A 20,291-nucleotide genomic window follows, 5' to 3' on the forward strand; every position below is an offset into this window, starting at 1 on the left:
GGCAAGGGGCGCCCGCGGACCGACAGGTCACCGGCGACTCAGCTGGCCGCCTTCTTGGCCTCGTCCATCGCCTTGGTCCAGGCGGCAGCCGAGGCGATCTGGCCGCGCTCCGCCGCCTGCATCTGCGGCTCGACGATGGTCTCCCAGACCTGCTGGTGCTTGGCACCGAGGAAGACCGGCTTCATGTTCTTGACGCTGTCGCTGAAGATCTGACCGATCGGAGCGTTGCTGAAGTACTCGCTCTTCTTGTCCTTGAACGCCGGGTCCTCGAGCGCCGGGATGCTGGACGGCATCGCCGCCGCCTCGGCGAACGCGGCCAGGTGGCCGGCCTTGCTGGTCAGGTACTTGGCCAGCTCGAAGGCCTCCTTGGGGTGCTTGGTCTGGGCCGGGACCGCCAGGTACGAGCCACCCCAGTTGCCGCCGCCACCCGGGATGGTGGCGATGTCCCACTTGCCGGCGTTGGCCGGGCCGGACTTCTGGGCGATGATGCCCTCGGTCATCCAGGACGGGCAGGGGATGGTGGCGAAGGCGGAGTTCTTGAACGCCGCGTCCCAGTCGGCGCTCCAACGCTGCGCCTTGGCGGTCAGCCCGTCGGCGGCCATCTGCAGGCCCAGGTCCCAGGCCTGCTTGACCACCGGGTTGGTGTCACCGATGAACTTGTTCTCCTTGTCGAAGAAGAAGGTCTCGGAGTTCTGCATGATGTACGGCTGCATCAGGCTGGTCGCGCTGTCCAGCCAGGCGGCCTTGACCCCGCTGGCCTTGAACTCCTTGCCCAGCGCGACGTAGTCCTGCCAGGTGCTCATCCGCTGCGAGACCTCGGTCCGCTCGGTCGGCAGCTTGGCCTGCTCGAACAGGTCCTTGCGGTAGCACATGGCCAGGCCGCCGACGTCGGTGCCGAGACCGATCAGCTTCTTGCCGTCCGGGGTGAGGGCGTTGTTCCACTTCCACTCCGGCCAGTTGCTCTTCAGGTCCGCGGCACCCAGCTCGAGCAGGTTGGCGAACTTGTCGTGGTTCTGCACGTACTGCAGCAGCACGCCCTCTTCGAGACCGACGACGTCACCGGCACCGCTGCCCGCGGCGAGCCACTGCACCAGCTTGGGCTGGAAGTCGCGCAGCTCACCCATCCGCTGGTGCTCGACCTTGATGTTCGGGTGGGCCGCCTCGAAGTCCTTGAGGGCCTGGTCGTAGCCGAAGTTGCTGAAGGTCTGCAGGACCAGCTTGACCTGGCCGCCCTCGCCGGTCGAGCCGCCGTCGTTGCTCTTGCTGCAGGCCGCGCTGCCGAGAGCCATGCTCGCGGCGACCGCGGCGACCGCGGCGGTGCGGAGCCGGCGCCTGATGACGCTCATCCCTGACCCCTCTCAGGTGGGTGACTCGTGATGTGGTGGTGGTTGCTGTGTGTCCGACCGTGCTGCGTCGCAGCGGGTGTTCCGGGTGTCACAGATCTTTTCGGTATGTCCGCCCGCCGACGGCTCCGAGGCTGTCGCCGCGGAGCCGTGCGGTGGGGTTTCGGTTTTGGACGCTGCCGCGACGTGCCAGGTGGCTTGCGCCACAACCCGCCGGGAGCGCTCCCATGAGATTGCCGGCGGGTTACCGGAGTGTCAATGGGCCAGTGGGAGCGTTCCCATTTCGTTACCGACGGCGTACGGTCACTCACCCGCAAAGCGGACGTTATCCCCGAGGTAACGAACGGCACGACCCGTCACCGGACCGGGACCCCGGCCCGGGTCAGGTCCCGCTCACCAGCTGGACGGGGCGGGCGGGTCAGCCGAACCGGCGGACCAGGGTGCTCGCCCGCTCGACGTCGAAGTCCGTCGGCACGAACGGCCGACCGAGCCAGCCCCGCATCGCCTCGTACTCCGGATGGTCCGGGTCGGCGTACGCGGCCAGGAACCGCCGGTAGCCGAACGGTCCCCCGACGTCCTCCGGCGGGCACGCCCCGGCCCCGGCCGCGCAGCGCGGGTACCGCTCCTCGGGATCCGCGCCGAAGACGTCCTCGACGGTCACGTCGTGCTCCCACCAGTCGCCGAAGTCGTACGTGTAGCGGAACCGGCCCCCCTTGGCCGCCACCTCGTCCAGCCGGGTCTCCAGTTCGTCCCGGAACGCGAGTTCCTCGTCCGGATCCGGCTCGCCGTACTGCACGCCGTTGATGTCGAACGAGTGCAGGTGACAGTTCTGCCAGCCCATCGCGGACTGGAACACCCGGTGTACCCGGTCCAGGGTGTAGCCACCCGGCACCAGCACCCGCCGCCACACCTCCGGCGTGACGTCGGCCAGGGTCACCCTCAGCTGGAAGATCTGTCGCGGCACGTCTCCGAACCTCCCGGCATAGGCTTACCGGCATGATCTGCCGAGCGTGCCGGGAGGCACGGCACGACAACTGCCGGGGCCGCAACTGGTGCGACTGCCAGCACCGTACCCCCGGACCAACGCCTCCGGTCACTGGTCCGGCCAGCGAATGACGGAGAATGTCGCGATCACCCGCCTCTGGCCGCTGCCGGACGCGGGTCCGCTGGACGACCCGGCGCTGGCCGGGCTCTACCCCCGCACCACCACGTCCCACCTGCGGATGAACTTCGTGACCAGCATCGACGGCGCGGTGGAACTCGAGGGGCACTCGGCCGGGCTCTCTGGTCCCCCGAACGGACCGGACAAGCGCGTCTTCGGCGTGCTCCGGATGCTCTGCGACGCGCTGCTGGTCGGCGCCGGCACGCTGCGACACGAGGCGTACCGGGCACTCCGGCTCGACGAGCGCCGCCGGGCCTGGCGCCGGGAGCAGGGACTGCCGGAGTACCCGACCCTGGTCGTGGTCTCCCGGACGCTGAACCTCGACCCGGAATCGGCGGCCTTCGCCGAGGCACCGGTCCGACCGGTGGTGCTGACCCACGCCCAGGCCACCGCGCCGCCCGGTCTCGAGACCGTCGCCGACCTGGTACGCCGGGGCGACGAGCGGGTCGACCTCGCCGCCGGACTGGCCGAACTGCGCGACCGGGGCCACCGACATCTGCTCTGCGAGGGCGGTCCGCACCTGTTCGGTTCGCTCACCGCCGCCGACCTGGTGGACGAGATCTGCCTGACGGTGGCGCCGCTGCTCACCGGCCCGGGTGCCGGTCGGATCACCGCCGGCCCGACCACGCCGCCCCGGGGCATGGCGCTGCGGCACGTCCTCGCCGGTGGCGACAACTCGCTGTTGCTCCGGTACACCCGGTCCGAGAGCTGACCCCTCCGGCACGGGGCGGTACGGCCCCCCGGTCGGGGTCCGGCGGATGTGACCGCCGGGACGGCCGGTGTGACCGGTACGGCCCGGCCGCCGCGTCGCGTGGCGCACTGTCGTACCCGTGAGGCAGGATGCGACTCGTGTGTCTTGACCTGATTCCCACCCTGACCGGGTCGCCGCGGTGACCGACATCCCGCCAACCGAGCCCGAGACGGCGGTCGGTCGGGTGCTCGGCACCGCCGACGCCACCCCGCTGCAGTTCTGGACCGCGGTCACCCCCGGCAGCTACCTGCAGCTCGACGACGTGGTGGTGACCCGGCGGGAACTGCCGGACCGCGAGCCGGTCACCATCGCGGGAGTGGTCACCCAGGTCCGGGCCCGGCACGAGGGCGCGCAGTTCGACTCCGACGTCTTCGCCATCGCCGACGGCACGCTGCCGGCGCTGGTGCAGGAGGCGGCCGAGATCACCACCACCCGGGTGGACCCGGAACTCTACGTCCCGCCCTCCCCCGGTGCCCCGGTCTTCCGGGCCGAGGGCGACGCCCGGTCCGCCGCACTGCACTTCGACCGGATGGAGCGGCGGGTGCCGATGGGGATCGGCCGGGACGGCGTACCGGTCTACCTCAACGCCGACTTCCTGGACGGCACCCGCGGAGCGCACGTCTCGATTTCCGGCATCTCGGGGGTGGCGACCAAGACCAGCTTCGCCACCTTCCTGCTCTACTCCGTCTTCCGCTCCGGGGTGCTCGGCGGCGACGCGGTCAACGCCAAGGCGTTGATCTTCAACGTCAAGGGCGAGGACCTGCTCTTCCTGGACCACCCGAACAGCCGGCTGGACGCGGCCACCACCGCGACGTACGCCAAGCTCGGGCTCAGCGCCGGGGCGTTCCCGGACGTGCGGGTCTACGCGCCGCCCCGGGCCGGGGACTCCTCCGGCACCCCGGACGTGAGCAGTCGACTGACCGGGGTCGACAGCTTCTACTGGACGCTCACCGAGTTCTGTGCCGACCGGCTCCTGCCGTACGTCTTCGCCGACGCCGACGACGAACGCCAGCAGTACACGATGGTGGTGCACTCGGTCGCCGCCCACCTGGCCCGGTACGCCCAGCCCGCCGACGGCGGGGTGAGCATCGACGGGACCAGGCTGAACTCGTACCCGGACCTGGTGGACTTCGTCGTCGAGCGGCTCACCGACGAGGAGACCCGCTCGGACTGGGCCGGCAGCGCGATCAACACCGGTACGGTCAACGCCTTCGCCCGGCGGTTGATCGGCAGCAAGAAGGACCTGGCCCGGCTGATCCGCGGCGACCTGGCCACCCGCCGGCCGCACCGGGTCAACACCTCCGAGTCCGCCCAGGTCACCGTGGTCGACCTGCACAACCTGCCGGACCGGGCGCAGCGTTTTGTGGTCGGTGTGACGCTGAAGAGCGAGTTCGAGCGCAAGGAGAAGGCCGGCACCGCCAAGCCGTTGCTCTTTGTCGTCCTGGACGAGCTCAACAAGTACGCCCCCCGGGAGGGCTCGTCGCCGATCAAGGAGGTGCTGCTCGACATCGCCGAGCGGGGCCGCTCGCTCGGGGTGATCCTGATCGGCGCGCAGCAGACCGCGAGCGAGGTGGAGCGGCGGATCGTGACCAACTCGGCGATCCGGGTGGTCGGCCGGCTCGACCCGGCCGAGGCGTCCCGCCCGGAGTACGGCTTCCTCCCGGCCGCCCAACGCCAGCGCGCCCTGCTGGCCCGCCCCGGCACGATGTTCGTCAACCAGCCGGACATCCCGGTGCCGCTCTGCCTGGACTTCCCGTTCCCGGCCTGGGCGACCCGGGTCTCCGAGGCCGGGGCGACCCCGTCCGGCACGCTGCGCTCGATCACCCAGGCCGCCGACCCGTTCGCGGTGGTCGGTTCCGGTCACGGGGCGCTCTCCGACGACGACATCCCCTTCTAGCCTTCTCAGGGACGGCGTGTGAAGATCCTGCACACCTCCGACTGGCACGTCGGCAAGGTCCTCAAGGGACAGTCCCGGCTCGGTGAGCAGCGCGACGCGCTCGCCCAGCTGGTCGAGGTCGCCCGGGCCGAGTCACCCGACCTGGTGATCGTCGCCGGCGACCTCTACGACACCGCCGCGCCGACCCCGGAGGCGACCCGGCTGGTCACCCGGGCGCTCTCCGCGCTGCGCCGGACCGGCGCCCAGGTGGTGGCGATCGGCGGCAACCACGACAACGGTCCGGCGCTGGACGCGCTGCGGCCGTGGGCCGAGGCGGCCGGGATCGCGCTGCGCGGCGGCGTACGGGACGACCCGGCCGAGCACGTCATCGACGGCGCCACCGCCGCCGGGGAGCCGTGGCGGCTGGTCGCGCTGCCGTTCCTCTCCCAGCGGTACGCGGTCCGCGCCGTCGAGATGTACGAACTGACCGCCGCCGAGGCGGTGCAGACGTACGCCGACCACGTGGGGCGGCTGCTCGGCCGGCTCACCGAGAGCTTCGACTCGGCCGACCGGGTACACCTGGTCACCGCGCACCTCACCGTGGCCGGGGCCCGGACCGGTGGCGGCGAGCGGGAGGCGCACACCGTACTCAACTACGCGGTGCCGTCGACCGTCTTTCCGGGCAGCGCCCACTACGTCGCCCTCGGGCACCTGCACCGGGCCCAGCCGGTGCTCGGCCCCTGCCCGATCCGGTACAGCGGCAGCCCGCTCGCGGTCGACTTCGGCGAGGAGGAGAACATCCCCTCGGTGACGATGGTCGAGGTGAGCACCAGCAGCGCGGCCCGGGTACGGGAGGTGCCGATCACCGGCTCGGCGCCGCTGCGCACCGTACGCGGGACCCTGGCCGAGTTGGCGGAGCTGGACGACCCCACGGCCTGGCTGCGGGTCTACGTCCGGGAGGCCCCCCGGGCCGGGCTGCGCGAGCAGGTGCAGGAGCTGCTCCCCCGGGCGCTGGAGGTACGGATCGACCCCGACCTGCTGCCGGCCCCGGGCGGCTCCCGGGCCGCCCAGCGCGCCGGACGCTCGCCCCGGGAGCTCTTCGGCGACTACCTGGACAGCCGGGGACACGCCGACGACGGCGTCCGCGAGCTGTTCGACGAGCTCTACGAGGAGGCGACCAAATAGTGCGTCCGCTCCGGCTCGACCTGGCCGGCTTCACCGCCTTCCGGGACGCCACCACCGTCGACTTCACCGACGCGGACTTCTTCGCCCTGGTCGGTCCGACCGGCGCCGGCAAGTCCAGCGTGCTCGACGCGATCTGCTTCGCGCTCTACGGCACGGTGCCACGCTGGGGCGGTGCCCGGGGCCTGGCGAACGCGCTCGCCCCGTCCGCCGCCGAGGCCCGGGTCCGGCTGGTCTTCGAGTCGGCCGGCGCCCGGTACGTGGCGACCCGGGTGGTCCGGCGGGACAGCCGCGGCACGGTGAAGACCGGCAACGCCGGACTGCAGCTGATGCCGCCCGGCTTCGACGTCACCAAGCTCGACACCGGGCTCAGCCCGGACGACCTCGGCGAGGTGATCGCCGGCACCCCGGCCGAGATGGACGAGGCGGTGCTGGAGGCGGTCGGGCTGCCGTACGAGCAGTTCACCAGCTGTGTGCTGCTGCCGCAGGGACAGTTCGCCGACTTCCTGCACGCCAAACCGGCGACCCGGCAGCAGATCCTGGTCAACCTGCTCGGGCTCGGCGTCTACGAGGAGGTCCAGAAGCTGGCCACCGCCCGGGCCGGAAAGGCCGAGGCCGCCCTCGCCGCCGTCGACCGGGTCCTCGGCGGGCTCACCGGGATCGACGACGAGGCGCTGGCCGCCGTCTCGGCCCGGGTCGACCAGCTCCGCGACCTCGCGGCCGGGGTCGACGCGGCGGTACCCGAACTACTCCGGGCCCGGACCGCCGCCGGTGCCGCCGAGCAGGCGCTCGCCACGCTCGACGCCGAACTCGCCGAACTGACCCGGGTCCGGCCCCCGGCCGACCTGGCCACGGTCGCCGAGGCGGTCGCGGCGGCCCGGGCCGAGGCGGCCGAGGCGACCGCCGCGGTGGCGGTCGCCGAGGAGCGCGAGGAGAAGCTGCGCGGTGAGCTCGCCGCCGCCGGTGATCCGGCGGCGCTGCGGCTGCGGCTGCAGGCGCACACCGAACGGGACCGGGTCGCCGTCGAGGCGGCGACGCTGGCCGAGACGGTGACCGAGGCCGACGACGCGCACCGGGCGGCGGTGACGGCGGTGACCGCGGCCCGGGCCGCCGCCGAACGGGCCGACCAGGAACTGGAGGCGGCCCGGGCGGCGTACCAGGAGGCACAGACCGCCGACCGGGCCGCCGCGCTCCGCGCCCACCTGCACGCCGGCGCGCCCTGCCCGGTCTGTACCCAGCCGGTGACCGAGGTGCCGGCGCTGCCGGCCGGCTCGGCGGTGCCGGCGGCCGAGGCGGCCGGAAAGTCCGCCCGGGCCGCCGCCGACGCCGCCAACCGGCAGGTCACCGACCGGGACCGGGCCGCCCGCGAGCTGGAACGGACGCTGGACGCGGCCCGGGCCCGGCACGAGCAGCTCACCGCCCGGCTCGCCGACCTCGACGGAGCCCTCGCCGACTCACCCGGCCCGGAGACACTGCGCCGGGAACTCGACGGCATCGCCGGGTTGCGCCGGGACCTGGAGACCGCCGGCGGCGCGGTCCGGGCCGCCCGGGAGACGGCCCGGCGGGCCCGGGCCGGCGTCGAGGCCGCCGAGGAACGGTTGCGGGGTGCCTGGCGGGCCTTCGACACCGTCCGGGACGCGGTCGCCCGGTTCGGCCCGCCGGCCGCCGACCGGGACGACGTCACCGCCGCCTGGACCGGGCTCTGCGACTGGGCGGCCGGGGCCGCCGACGAACGCCGGGCCGGCCGGGCCGCCGCGGTCGGGGCGGTCGACGCCGCCCACGCCGACGCCGAGGCGGTGCTGGCCCGGATCGGTGCGCTGTTCACCGCCGCCGGCCTGGACGCGCCGGCCGGCGACCACGACCCGGTACGGCTGGCGGCGGTCGCGGTGGAACGGGCCGAGGCGGAGCACCGCCGGCTGGAGGAACGCCGCGAACAGGCCCGGGAGCTGACCGAACAGCGCGCCGGACACGAGCGGGAGAGCCAGGTCGCCCGGACCCTCGCCGGGCACCTGCGGGCGAACAACTTCGAACGCTGGCTGCTCGCCGAGGCGCTCGACCTGCTGGTCGACGGCGCCTCCCGGATCCTGCGGGACCTCACCGGCGGGCAGTACGACCTCGGGCACGACAAGGGTGAGTTCTTCGTCGTCGACCACCACGACGCCGGGCTGCGCCGCAACGTCCGGACGCTGAGCGGCGGCGAGACGTTCCAGGCCTCGCTGGCGCTGGCGCTGGCCCTGTCCGAGCAGCTCGCGGGCATGTCGACCACCACCGCCAGCCTGGAGTCGATCGTGCTCGACGAGGGCTTCGGCACCCTCGACGCGGCGACCCTGGACACCGTCGCCGCCACCCTGGAGAACCTCGCCGCCCGGGGCGACCGGATGGTCGGCGTGGTCACCCACGTGCCGGCGCTCGCCGAACGGATCCCGGTCCGGTTCGAGGTCCGCAAGGACGCCCGGGGCGCCCACGTGGAACGGGTCGGCCGGTGAACGCGGCCGGCGCGGCGCCGGAACCCCGGACCGACCGGCCCCGGCTCTACGTCGACGCCTGGGATCCGGCGTACGGGGCGTCGTTCGAGGCGGCCGGCGGCCCGGCGGCGCCGAGCAGCGCCCAGGTCGACGCCGGGGTGGAACTGCCGCCGGAGGAGTGGCGGGCGGTACCCGCACCGGACGGGGTCGAGGCGCCGGACGTCGTCCTGCTGGTGGACGGGGTACGTCGGATCGACGCCAGCCTCTGGATCGAGGAACCGGACGGTGGGTCGTACCCGGGGGTGGCCGCCTCGTACGCCGCCGGGGTGGTCCGGTGCGACCTGCGCCGGGGCGCGGCGGAACTGGCCGGCGCCGAGGTCGAGCGGGGGCTGTTCACCGCCAGCCCGTCGGCCGGGGACGTGCTCGCCGGGCAGATCCGGTACGCCGTACACCGGCTCGGCGGCAGTGGCGAGTTGAGCAAACTGCCGGCGGCGGTCCAGGGCCCGTTGACCGCGCTCGAGGTGAAGGTCTCCGGCGCGGTCCGCGACGACGGTGACCTGCTGGTGGTGGACGGTCCGCTGCGCAACCGGCGGCAGCTTCCCCGGACCATCGGCTACATCAAGACGCAGCACAGCCAGTACCTGGACGCCCGGCTGAGCGCGGTGGTGACCGGGCTGCGGGCCCGGGAACGGTCCCCGGTCTTCCGGCTCGGCACGGCGTGGGGCGGCTACTCGTGGTATCTGCGGCTGCCGGGTTCGGCGCGCGGGCCGTGGGCCGGAATCGTCCGGGTGGAGTGCTCGGCCGACCTCGACGAGCGGAAGGCGATCGAACTCGCCGACCTGTCGCTGGTCACGCTGCCCCGGTTCGCCTCCACCGCGTACAAGGACCCGCGCGCGCCGCAGAACCTGATCCCGATCGCCGGCCTGGAGCGCCGGCTGCGGGCCCGGCTCGGCGACGGTCGGCTGCTGCACCGCGCGCTGACGTTGAGCAGCCACCGCCGTTAGGTGTGCCCTTCCTGTACCCGAGCAGGTGTGGAGGACCCCTTCCCTAGACTGGGGCGGTGGGACGGAGGCGGCGTACGGACCTGGTGGCGGCGCGGGTGGAGAGCGGGCTGGCGGAGGTCTCCCCCGACCCGGACCGGCCGCACTCGTACACCCTGCTGGTCGACGGGGCACCGCAGTCGCACGTCGACCTGACCGACCCGACCCACCTGGAGTTCGAGTACGTCCGCCGGATGGCGATCATGATCGACCTCGCCGCGCCGGCCGGGGAGCCGCTGCGGGTGCTGCACCTCGGCGGCGGCGCGTTGACCCTGCCCCGGTACGTGGCGGCGACCCGGCCGGGGTCCACCCAGCGGGTGGTGGAGGTGGACGGGGCGCTTGTGGAGTTGGTCCGCCGGGAACTGCCCTGGCCGGCCGATCCCCGGTTGCGGGTCCGGGTGGGTGACGCCCGCGCGGTGCTCGCCTCGGCGCCGGACGCGGCGTACGACCTGATCGTGGCGGACGTCTTCGCCGGCGCCCGGACGCCGGCGCACCTGACCTCGGTGGAGTTCGCCGCCGAGGCGGCCCGGGTGCTGCGACCGGACGGCAGCTACCTGGTGAACATCGCGGACGGGTCGCCGCTGCGGCACGCCCGGGCCCAGGTCGCCACGGTGCGGACGGTGCTACCGGAGGTCTGCGTGATCGCCGACTCGGCGGTGCTGCGCGGCCGGCGGTACGGCAACCTGGTCCTCGTCGCCGCCCGGACCGCACTGCCGGTGGCCGACCTGACCCGGCGGGCCGCCGGGGACTGGTTTCCCGGCCGGGTGCTGCACGGTGCGGAGTTGGAGCGGTTCACGGCCGGGGCCCGGGCGGTCGGGGACAGCGGGGCGCAACCGTCGATGCCACCACCGCCCGGCACCTTTCACGTCGCCCGCTGAACCGCACCGGGCACCTTCCACGTCGCCCGCTGAGCCCCACGACGGGTTGGCCGACGGGGTCCGCGAAGTTCGCGGGGCGGCCGTTGATCCGAGCCGGGTCGAAATCCGTATGCAGGGTCGGCCCCACCGTGGGCCCGGTGGGGCCGACGGTGGAGCCGACACGTCCGACGCGGAGGTAGGGGTGCGATGCAGGCGGTAGCCGGCGGCTGGCGCGGTGACCTGGTCATGCCGGGGCGAATGTGCTCGACCGCGCATCGCCGGTCAATTCGGTACCGCAAAGGTCTCGACGCGCGGCCCGTGGACCGGAATGATGAGCCGGTGACGTCGCGACCGGCTGCCGGCCGCCACCACGCAGAACCGGCGAATACCCGACATTCCGAAGAGCTCGTCCGGTTGCTGTACGAGGAACACGCCAAGCCACTCCTGATGTTCGTGCTGCGGTTGACCGGTGGCGACCGGCAACGGGCCGAGGACGTGGTACAGGAGACCCTGCTCCGGGCCTGGCGCAACGCCGACCGGCTCGGCGCCAACGGGCAGTCGGTGCGTCCCTGGCTGGTCACCGTCGCACGGCGGATCGTCATCGACGACCACCGCAGCGAGCAGGCCCGGCCGGCCGAGACGTACGACCGCGACCTGGACGCGTTCTCCGAATCGGACGCCACCGACCGGGTACTTCGGACGATGACGGTGACCGACGCCCTGCGTACGCTCAGTCAGCCGCACCGGGAGGTGCTGGTGGCGACGTACTTCCAGGGGCGTACCGTGCCGGAGGCCGCGGCCGAGTTGGGGCTGCCGCTCGGGACCGCCAAGTCCCGGGTCTACTACGCGCTCCGCGCGCTGCGTTCCGCCTTACAGGAACGGGGGGTGACCGGGTGACCGGCGAGGCGCACCGGGACGTCGCGTCGTACGCGCTCGGGGTGCTGGACGACCGGGACAGCACCCGGTTCGAGGAGCACCTGGCCGGGTGCGACACCTGCGCCGCGGAACTGGAGTCACTGCTGCCGGTGGTGGAACTGCTCGGCGACGTCGACGGCCAGGACCTGGCGACGGTGGAGGAGTACACCCCGGAGAGCCCGCATTTCGAGCGGGTGCTGGCGGCGGTCGGCGAGGACCGGCGGCGGGCCCGCAGCCGACGGCTCTACACCCTGGCCGCCGGGATCGTCCTGGTGGCGATGTTGACCGGGCTGGGATTCCTCGCCGGCTCCCGGTCCGCCGGCCCGGACATCACCGCCCAGCCCCCGGGCACGCCGGCCGATCCGTGGCCGAGTGGTCGTCCCGGCTCGCCGGACGGCGAACGGTTCGGCACCACCGACCAGACCTCCGGGGTGCACGCCGACTTCGTCGTCGAGTCACGACCCTTCGGCACCCGGGTCTTCTTCGCGCTCAGCGGGATCTCCGGCCCACGGGTCTGCCGACTGGTGCTGCTCCCCGAGTCCGGCCCGGCCGAGGTCATCTCCAGTTGGTCGGTGCCGCCCGCGGGCTACGGCACCGCGGCGCAGAAACAGCCCCTGCTGCTCCAGGCCGCCAGCGCGACCGAACGGACCGACATCAAGGGGATCCGCGTCGAGGAACTCGACGACCGGGGAGAGGCCACCCCGCTGGTGACGGTGTCGCTCTGACCCGAGCCGGGCCGCGCTGACCGAGGCGGGCGCACACCCGAGGTCGGCAGCCCGCCGGTTCACGTACGGTGTCGTGGCGGACACCCGACGGATAATTTCGTCCACGGAAAACCGGCCTACGACACCTGACTCGGCATTCGCGAAACGCCGTCCCGGCCCCGTCGCCGACAAATCAATAACGTATCCGCCGGTCAGTCGGTTCAACCATTCGCCGTGAGATTGTCCACGGTGAATCCGGTGATCCGGCAGAGTACCGCGACACGTACCCGCCGACAACCGAGCGAGCGGAGGGACCACGTGACACCGCCGGCACACAGCGGCACCGTTCCGCCTCCTGAGGTGCCGGCCGGCGCCACCACCCGCGGATCCACCTCCGTCGACCCGGGCGCACCCCCGGGCCACCCCGGGCGCGACCGCACCCGGACCACCGCCACGGCCGGTCAGCCGGGCGCCCGACGGCGCTCCGGTGTGGACGGACGAGGTGGATCGCCGGCCAGCCCGGTCGCCACCTCGTCGAGAACAGCGCCTCCCACCAACCGATTCGCGCCATGACCGGCGGCAGGAGCGGTCCGACGAAGCGAACGGACGGTACGAATCGGATCACCGACGGTCACCACGTCGATCGATGCCGCCGACCGGGAGAGCCAACCAGCCAAGCCGCTCCCTCAGCCCCGGCGGCCGGTCGTTGCCGCGGTGGGCGCGGCCGGCCGCCGGCCCGGTCCGGGGCGCGGCACCCGGCCGACAGCGTCGCCCCGGACATGACGCCGGCGGCGTCGCCGCAGGTCCGGGCCGTCCCGCCCCGACCTCGTCGACCCGGGCCGTCCCAAAACATAAATTCCTTTTAAGTGGACCCTAAATAATTCCTATCTGGGCTATCTCGGTTTGACTCTCCCGCGACGTATTCCGTAGGTTTTTCGCAGCGTTACCGATCGATTATTCGGAAGGCAGGGAGATGGTGACGATCCACCGGTTGCCACGAGGCGACCACGATCGTCCCCGGCACTCCCCCCGACCGGCCGACCGGTGCGCCGGCCGCCGGGGCACCGGTCCGTACGCACCCCCCGACGTACCCGTCGGCGTACGGATCCGCGTTGCCGTCCCGGCCAGCGCCACGCTCCACACTCCGAGACCGGCGGTTTCCCTGGCCGTCGGTGTCCCGCCAGGTCCGGCTGAACCGACCGCGCTCACCGAACCCTCTGCAGAAAGAGGTGGCACCACGTGAAGAACACCCCCGTCCGCTCCTCACGGCGGCGCTCGAACCGTCCACCCCGCAACAAGCGCCTGATCGCCGTGCTGGCCACGCTGGGCGTGTTCGGCGCCATCGTCGCGGTCACCCAGGTCTCCAACGCGGGCACCTGGGGTCGCCCGCCCAAGGCCAAACCGTGCCCGACCACGACCACCGCACCCGCGAGCCCGGCCGCCGGAGCCGACGCTGGCGCGGAGGCACCCGCCGCCGACCCTTCGGCCGCGGCCAGCAACCCGGGTACGGCAGCCAGTCCGGCCACCCGGTCGTACCACGACCACGGCGCCACCCAGCACCCCGGCGACGGGCAGCAGGGTGGTGCCCCGATCGGCCAGCGCGGCCGGGGCGGCAACCCGGGCAACGCCAACTGCACGCCCAGCCCCGGCACCTCCCCCTCCAGCAGCACGCCGGCCGACCCGGCGGCGCCGCTCGAGCCGCTCGGCAACAACTGCTCCGGCAGCCAGCTGCAGCCGCACGACGGCTTCCAGAACGGCGAGCGGTGTGTCGGCACCGCGTTCGGTGAGGTCGCCGCGCCGGAGGCCAACCCGTCGCTGCTGATCACCGCCGCGCCGCAGTCGGTCCGCCGCAACCAGCAGTTCACCCTCCGGGTCAGCACCCGCAACCTGGTCCGGGACCGGTTCCTGCCGGCCGGGCGGGGCGGCTACTACCTGGAGAGCTCCTTCCTGACCGACGAGGGCATCGTCCGGGGCCACTTCCACTCCGCCTGCCGGATGCTGACCAGCACCCGCAACGCGCCCGACCCGGCGCCGGTCCCGGCGTTCTTCGTGGCGACCGAGGACGGCCGCGGCGGTGTCGACCCGGACACCGTGACGGTGACCGTGCCGGGTCTGACCGAGCGTGGTGTGGCGCAGTGCGCGGTCTGGGCCGGTGACGGCTCGCACCGGGTGCCGATGATGGCCCGGGCCAACCAGGTCCCGGCGTTCGACGTGGTCCGGATCACCGTCCGGTGATCTGACCAACTCCCGTCCGAACGGCGCCGGAACGCTGTCGCGTTCCGGCGCCGTTCTGTTTCCGCAGCTCGGCGTGGCAGAGTGTCCGGGTGGACGGGACAGCGGCGACGGCGGACCGGGTACTGCGACCACCAGCCGGCTACCAGTTCGCCGCGTCGCTGCGGCTCCTGGCGATGGGGGCCGGGGTGCACGACCCGTGTGCCCGGTTCGTCCACGGGGCCTTCTGGTGGGCCACCCGTACCCCGACCGGGCCGGGCACACTCGGCCTGCGCCGGGTCGGTGCCGACCTGGTCGCCGAGGGGTACGGGCCGGGAGCGGACTGGGTCGTCGACCGGGCCGACGCCGTCGCCGGGCTCCGCGACGACCTGACCGGTTTCGCCGAGCTCGTCGCCGAGCACCCGGTGCTGGACCGGCTGGCCCGCAGTCACCGGGGACTCCGGCTGCCGACCACCGGCCGGCTCTTCCCCCGGCTGCTGCGGGCGATCCTGGAGCAGAAGGTCACCGGCAAGGAGGCGTACCGGGCGTACGCGGCGACGGTCCGACACTTCGGCGCGCCGGCGCCCGGCCCGGTGCCCGGACTCTGGACCCCGCCGGATCCGGCGGCGATCGCCGCCGCGCCGTACTGGGTCTTCCACCCGTTCGGGGTGGAGCAGCGGCGCGCCGACACACTGCGCCGGGCGGCGGCCGAGGCGGACCGGTTGGAACGCTGCCTCGATCCGGCCGAGGCGACCCGTCGACTGACCGCGATTCCCGGGATCGGCCCGTGGACGGCGGCCGAGGTCGTCCGGACCGTCTTCGGTGATCCGGACGCGGTCAGCGTGGGCGACTACCACATTCCGAACACGGTCGCCTGGGCGCTGGCCGGTGAGGTACGCGGCGACGACCGCCGGATGCTGGAGCTGTTGGCGCCGTACCGGGGGCACCGGGGTCGGGTCTGCCTGCTGCTGGAGGCGGGCGGGCTGCACGCGCCCCGGTTCGGGCCCCGGATGCCGATGCGCTCCTTCGCCCGATACTGACCGGCTCCACCGGCCGAGACTTCCGACGGCGGTGGCCCCGCCGGACCCGCAGTGGGTCCGACGGCCACCGGTGGGCCGGTCCCGACGGTCAACAGCGCGCCGTCAGGACCGGGGCGGAGTCGGGTGGGCCGGTCAGATTCCGCCCAGCCGGGCCGCGCAGGGCGAGGACGGCTCGAGCGTGACGTCGTACGTCAGCGTGAAGCCGGCGCTGACCGTCTGCCGCCTGACCAGCGGGGTCCAACCGTCCCGGCTGACCACCACCTGGTACGTCCCGGCCGGCACCCAGTAGGCGTAGCGGCCCTGGCCGTCCGCCTGGGCCGGGTAGCCGGTGCCGCCGTTGCCCTTGCCGGTGAGGTTGAGTCGGACCCCGGCCGGCAGCGGCAGGAGCTGCCCGGAGCAGCTCCGTCCGGTGACCGTGCCCTGGATCTTGCCCCAGTCCTCCGGCGGTGCCACACCGACCTTCACCGTGACCGCCGGCGTGGCGTACGGGCTGTCCGAGGTGAACCCGAACTCGCCCCGGTAGCTGCCGGGCTGGCTGATGCCGGCCGCCGGGGTCGCGGTCAGGGTGACCGTGACGGTCTTCGACGCGCCCGGAGCCAGGGTGAAGCTGGTCGGGGTGGTGTCCAGCCAGGAGAGGCCGGCCGTGTCGCAGTCACCGAGGCCGGTCAGCCGCTCCGCCTCGGCGGTGACCACGTCGGTACCGCCACCGATCTTGAACACCCCGCATGTCATGGCGCCCCGGTAGGCGGGGACCCCCACGTTCGGCAGGTCCCGCCAGGCCCGGGCGACCGGGTCGTAACCGACGGTCCGGTTGGTGACCACGGTGTTGCCGGCCGTCATGCCGCCGGCCAGGATCAACAGGTCGCCGGCGACGGCGGTCTGCGCCCCCCACAGTTCCAACGGCAGGTCCGGCAGCGGGGTCCAGACCTCGCTGGTCGGGTCGTACCCGTAGGTGCTCCGGTAGGTCCGGTCGGCGACCCCGCCGGCGCAGTAGACGGTGCCACCGATGCCACCGCAGGCCAGGTACGACACACCCGTCGGGTAGTCGGCGCCGGTGTGGAAAGTCCGGCTGGCTGGGTCGAAGACGACCACGTCGTCGCTCGGGGTGCACTGACCGTCGGCACAGCCGCCGACCATGACGATCCGGCCGTCGACCACCGCCGTGCCGGCGGCGGCCCGGGGTGCCGGGTTGCTCAGCCCGACGATCGTGCTCCAGCTGCCCTGCGCCGGGTCGAAGACGTCCACCGTCGGCACCGGCACGCCCTCGGTGGACCAGCCGCCGAGCACGTAGAGCTTGCCGTCCACCACGGCGGCCGACGGCTTGCTCCGGCCCCGGGGCATCTGCGCCAGGCTGGACCAGATGTTGGTCGCCGGGTCGTAGACCCAGGTCGACCGTTCCATGCCGCTGCCGGCGCCGCCGCCGACCGAGTAGACCTTGCCGCCGATGGTGACGGCGGCGTTGTCGTAGACCTGCGCCGGGGCGTTGGCGATCCGGGTCCAGGCCAGCTCGTCGGTGGCGGTCGTGCCGACCGACGGCGCCGGGGCGCCGGCCCCGCCGCCGAACCCGGTCCAGCTCTTCACGCCGGTGACCTTCCGGTCCGCCAGCGGTGCCCCGTGTCGGGCGAGCAGTTCGGTACGGCCGGCCCGTTCCAGGGTTTCGACGGTGGCCGGGGCACTGCCGGTGTTCTTCACCGTCAGCGTGGTGCTCCGGGTGCTGCCGTACGGCTGGTTCACCTCGACGCTGTGCTGGCTGACCGTGATCCGGCCGGCGGTGAGCGCCAGGTTCGCCTTGGTCAGCCGGTCGGCGGTGAGCGTCACGTCCTTCGACGCTGGCTGGTACGGCAGCAGGCCGGCCCGCACCGGGTGTGTTCCGGTGAGGCTGGAGACGAACGAGTAGAACCCGTCGGTGATGTTCGGGTCGTCCGGGGTCGCCATGGTGACCGCCTGCTCGGTCGGGGCGTCCGGGCTGGCCACGGTGACCCCGGTGAGTCCGGCGCCGGTGTTGCGGTCGGTGACGAAGCCGGCGACCAGGCTGGCCTGGGTCGGGGTGCAGACCCGGTCGACTAACTCGACGTTGTCCACCGCCCACCACCAGCCGAAGGTCGCACTGTAGCGGAACCGCAGCTGCGCCTTCGCCCGGCCGGCGGCCGCCTCCAACGGCACCAGTTCCTGCACCGGGCCGCGTCGCCAGTCGTCGCCGTGCCAGACGTTCGTCCAGGTCCTGCCGCCGTCGGTGCTGACGTCGACGTCGCCCATGTCGGCGCCCGCGGTCGCGTACAGGTCGCTGTGGAAGCGCAGGTACGGTGCCCGGACGTCGGTGAGGTCGTACACCGGGGAGACCAGGTCGGTGTCCTGGCTGGCGTCGAGCCCCTGGACGAAGCTGTCCACGATGGCGAAGTTCCCGGTGCCGCCGGTCTGGTTGCCCCGCTGGCCGGGGTCGTCGAAGGTCCAGCCCGGGTGCGCCGTCCGGTTCACCACCGACCAGCCGGCCGGTGCGCCGGCGCCGTCGAAGGTCTCGGTGCCGAACAGCGGCGTGGAGTAGGCGCCGGAATAGCCGGCGGCGGTGCAGCCGTGGTCGACCGGGACCCTGAGGTTGAGGGTCCGGTCCTCGGCGGTCACCTTCACCGTGCTGGTGAGCGTGCGGTAGCCGGCGCGGCTCGCCGTGGTGGTCACGGTGTACGTGCTGTCGGCCGGCACGCTGAACGCGTACCTGCCGGTGAGCGGGTCGCTGCGTACCGGATCCCCGGGGCGGCCGGCGACCTCGATGGTGGCGTAGAGCGGCCAGCCGTGTCCGGAGCCGTCGACGACCTTGCCGGAGACGGTCACCATCGGCTGCGGCGCCAGCGCGAGGTCGGCGGTGGCGGCGCCGCGCTCGGGCAGGGTCACCGCGACGCTCCGGCTGGTGTAGCCGTACGCGGTGGCGGTCACGGTGTGCCCGCCGAGCGGCAGGGTCAGGGTGTAGCCGCCGTCGGTCCCGGTCACCGTCCGGGTGTCGCCGGCGGTCACCTCCACCCCGGGCAGCGGTTCCCCGGTCGCCGCGTCGGTGACCCGGCCGCTGACCCGGCCGACCGCGCCACGCGGCGCCCTGAGCACCGCCTGGTACGCGTTGAGCCGTCCCTCGCCGAAGACGTTGTTGTTGGCGGCGGTGCCGCCGCACTCGGTGGCGTCCACGTCGGTGGCGGTCTCGCCGAGCAGCTTCTCGGTGCCGGCGATGTCCCGGCGCAGGTTCGGTGCGGCGGACCAGACCAGTGCCACCGTCGCGGAGACGTGCGGGGCCGCCATCGAGGTGCCGCTGATCGTCGCGTACCCGTTGCCGGGCCAGCTGGACCGGACGTCCTCGCCGGGCGCGGAGATGTTCGGCTTGATCCCGCCGTCCACCGCCGAGCTGCCCCGGCTGGACTGCTGGTAGACCTGGTTGGCCGAGTTGTAGCCGCCGACCGCGTACGACTCGGGGTAGTCACCCGGCGAGTTCGCGGTGTTGCAGGCCGGGCCGGAGTTGCCGGCGGAGAAGACCGGGAAGATGCCGGCGGCCCGCCAGGCGTCGACGGTCTCCCGGTACCACAGTGCGCCCTGGCCGCCGCCCCACGAGTTGTTCACGATGTCCGGCCGCAGGTCGGGTCGGGGGTTCTGACCGTTGCGGTCGGTCGGGGCGAGCATCCACTGGCCGGCCAGCAGCAGCGAGGAGTCCGAGCACCACTCGCGCTCGCAGGCCTTGGCCGCCATCCAGGTCGCGCCGGGGGCGACGCCGATCTGGTTGCCGGCGCCGTCGTCGCCGACCATGCTGCCCATGGTGTGGGTGCCGTGGCCGCCGGTGTCGCAGGGGGCGAACCCGAACTGGCCGCAGACGCCACTCGGGTCGTACCAGTTGTAGTCGTGGCTGAAGGTGCCGTCACCGTTGTTGCCCCGGTAGGAGCCGACCAGCGCCGGGTGGTCGTACTGGACCCCGCCGTCGATGTTGGCGACGACGACGCCCTCGCCCCGGTCACCGAACTCGTCCCAGACCCGGGGTGCCTCGATGCTCTTGACGCCCCACTCGGCGCCGGTCGCGGCGGCCCTGGTGGTGGTCTGCCGCGGTGGCGGTTCCTCGAGCCGGTAGGACCGTACCGGCTCGATCCGGGCGACGTCGGCCCGGGCGGCGATGGTGTCGAGCAGTGCCCGGTCCCCCTCGACCCGGATCATGTTGGCGATCCAGTACGGGGTGTAGGTCGCCCCCTCGCTGGTGAGCAGACCGCGCAGGCCCTGCTGGGTGCGCTCGGCGGTGCCGGTGAGCCGCCGGTGCACCTCGACGGCGCGGGCGTCGCGGTCGGCCAGCCCGGCCGCCACGTCCAGATCCGCCCGCTCCTTCAGGTAGACCAGGAAGCTGGTGCGGCCCACATCGGAGAGCTCCCGCAGCACCTGGCTGTCCACATCGGCTCCGGTCGGGGCCGCGTGCGCGGCCGGCGGCTGGGCCGTCAGGCCGAGGACAACGGCCGCCGCGACGGCGACCGCGGGCCGGAGCACACTCCGGACCGGTCCTCGACGTGATCGTCGTACTGACAACGTTCCTCCCACTCCAGCGGCGCGCGATCGGTTCGCGGCGCCGGCGTCGGCGCCCCGGGATGCCGGTGCCACCGGATCGGCGGGCCCGGAGACAGGGGCCGGCCACGCCGAATCTTGATCATCTTGTGGGTGCGACGACTCATGATCAAGTCATCCGGGCGCCAGAGATCCGGACGCGGACCCGCAGGGAGTCCGTTATGGAGTGA

The 20,291-nt window shown here is 73.2% G+C and carries 13 protein-coding genes; 10 read left to right on the top strand and 3 right to left on the bottom strand.

The genetic code is table 11. The features are described from left to right. Window positions 1-38: 38 nt before the first annotated feature. A complete protein-coding gene (locus ABGB21_RS35025) occupies window positions 39-1,346 on the bottom strand; it encodes an extracellular solute-binding protein (RefSeq protein WP_347658438.1) in 1,308 nt (435 codons plus the stop codon). A 415-nt stretch (window positions 1,347-1,761) separates the two neighbouring features. Further along, on the bottom strand, window positions 1,762-2,307 hold the full coding sequence (locus ABGB21_RS35030) for a plasmid pRiA4b ORF-3 family protein (protein WP_347658440.1): 546 nt from the start codon (window positions 2,305-2,307) through the stop codon (window positions 1,762-1,764). A gap of 148 nt (window positions 2,308-2,455) precedes the next feature. On the opposite strand from ABGB21_RS35030, the gene ABGB21_RS35035 reads away from it, so the two are divergent. The 10 genes from ABGB21_RS35035 to ABGB21_RS35080 all read left to right on the top strand — a co-directional run bounded on the left by ABGB21_RS35035 (window position 2,456) and on the right by ABGB21_RS35080 (window position 15,546). Beyond that, window positions 2,456-3,217, top strand: a complete 762-nt coding sequence (locus ABGB21_RS35035) for a pyrimidine reductase family protein (protein WP_347658442.1) — start codon at window positions 2,456-2,458, stop codon at window positions 3,215-3,217. Window positions 3,218-3,395: 178 nt separating this feature from the next. Next, window positions 3,396-5,153, top strand: a complete 1,758-nt coding sequence (locus tag ABGB21_RS35040) for an ATP-binding protein (RefSeq protein ID WP_347658444.1) — start codon at window positions 3,396-3,398, stop codon at window positions 5,151-5,153. An 18-nt stretch (window positions 5,154-5,171) separates the two neighbouring features. Continuing rightward, window positions 5,172-6,317: an exonuclease SbcCD subunit D gene (locus ABGB21_RS35045; protein ID WP_347658446.1), complete on the top strand. Its 1,146-nt coding sequence runs from the start codon at window positions 5,172-5,174 to the stop codon at window positions 6,315-6,317. Further along, window positions 6,317-8,800 carry an SMC family ATPase gene (locus tag ABGB21_RS35050; RefSeq protein ID WP_347681467.1) on the top strand — a complete coding sequence of 828 codons (2,484 nt, stop codon included), beginning with the start codon at window positions 6,317-6,319 and terminating at the stop codon, window positions 8,798-8,800. The genes ABGB21_RS35045 and ABGB21_RS35050 overlap by 1 nt, the downstream gene beginning before the upstream one ends. Continuing rightward, a complete protein-coding gene (locus ABGB21_RS35055; RefSeq protein ID WP_347658450.1) occupies window positions 8,797-9,783 on the top strand; it encodes a hypothetical protein in 987 nt (328 codons plus the stop codon). Before ABGB21_RS35050 ends, ABGB21_RS35055 begins: the two co-directional genes overlap by 4 nt. Before the next feature lie 56 nt (window positions 9,784-9,839). After that, a complete protein-coding gene (locus tag ABGB21_RS35060) occupies window positions 9,840-10,697 on the top strand; it encodes a fused MFS/spermidine synthase (protein ID WP_347681469.1) in 858 nt (285 codons plus the stop codon). Window positions 10,698-10,883: 186 nt separating this feature from the next. Next, complete coding sequence (locus ABGB21_RS35065; protein WP_347658453.1) at window positions 10,884-11,573, top strand: sigma-70 family RNA polymerase sigma factor; 690 nt, start codon at window positions 10,884-10,886, stop codon at window positions 11,571-11,573. Further along, window positions 11,570-12,316 (top strand): zf-HC2 domain-containing protein, encoded by a 747-nt coding sequence (locus tag ABGB21_RS35070; protein WP_347658454.1) that lies wholly within the window; start codon window positions 11,570-11,572, stop codon window positions 12,314-12,316. Before ABGB21_RS35065 ends, ABGB21_RS35070 begins: the two co-directional genes overlap by 4 nt. A 1,218-nt stretch (window positions 12,317-13,534) precedes the next feature. Further along, window positions 13,535-14,530, top strand: coding sequence for a Pecanex-like protein 1 (locus tag ABGB21_RS35075; protein WP_347658455.1), 996 nt, complete (start codon window positions 13,535-13,537; stop codon window positions 14,528-14,530). Window positions 14,531-14,619: 89 nt separating this feature from the next. After that, window positions 14,620-15,546, top strand: a complete 927-nt coding sequence (locus ABGB21_RS35080) for a DNA-3-methyladenine glycosylase 2 family protein (RefSeq protein ID WP_347658456.1) — start codon at window positions 14,620-14,622, stop codon at window positions 15,544-15,546. Between the two features lie 132 nt (window positions 15,547-15,678). Here the strand turns inward: ABGB21_RS35080 and ABGB21_RS35085 are convergent, their stop codons facing one another. Then, the gene (locus ABGB21_RS35085; protein WP_347681471.1) at window positions 15,679-20,046 is read right to left on the bottom strand and encodes a S8 family serine peptidase; all 4,368 of its coding nucleotides are present in this window, start codon (window positions 20,044-20,046) and stop codon (window positions 15,679-15,681) included. Window positions 20,047-20,291: the final 245 nt, after the last annotated feature.

This window comes from Plantactinospora sp. B24E8 (assembly GCF_039871735.1).
Taxonomy (GTDB): domain Bacteria; phylum Actinomycetota; class Actinomycetes; order Mycobacteriales; family Micromonosporaceae; genus Plantactinospora.

Coding starts and splice junctions, on each gene's coding strand:
- ABGB21_RS35025 (WP_347658438.1), bottom strand. CDS start 1,346: ATGAGCGTCATCAGGCGCCGGCTCCGCACCGCCGCGGTCGCCGCGGTC.
- ABGB21_RS35035 (WP_347658442.1), top strand. CDS start 2,456: ATGACGGAGAATGTCGCGATCACCCGCCTCTGGCCGCTGCCGGACGCG.
- ABGB21_RS35065 (WP_347658453.1), top strand. CDS start 10,884: ATGCAGGCGGTAGCCGGCGGCTGGCGCGGTGACCTGGTCATGCCGGGG.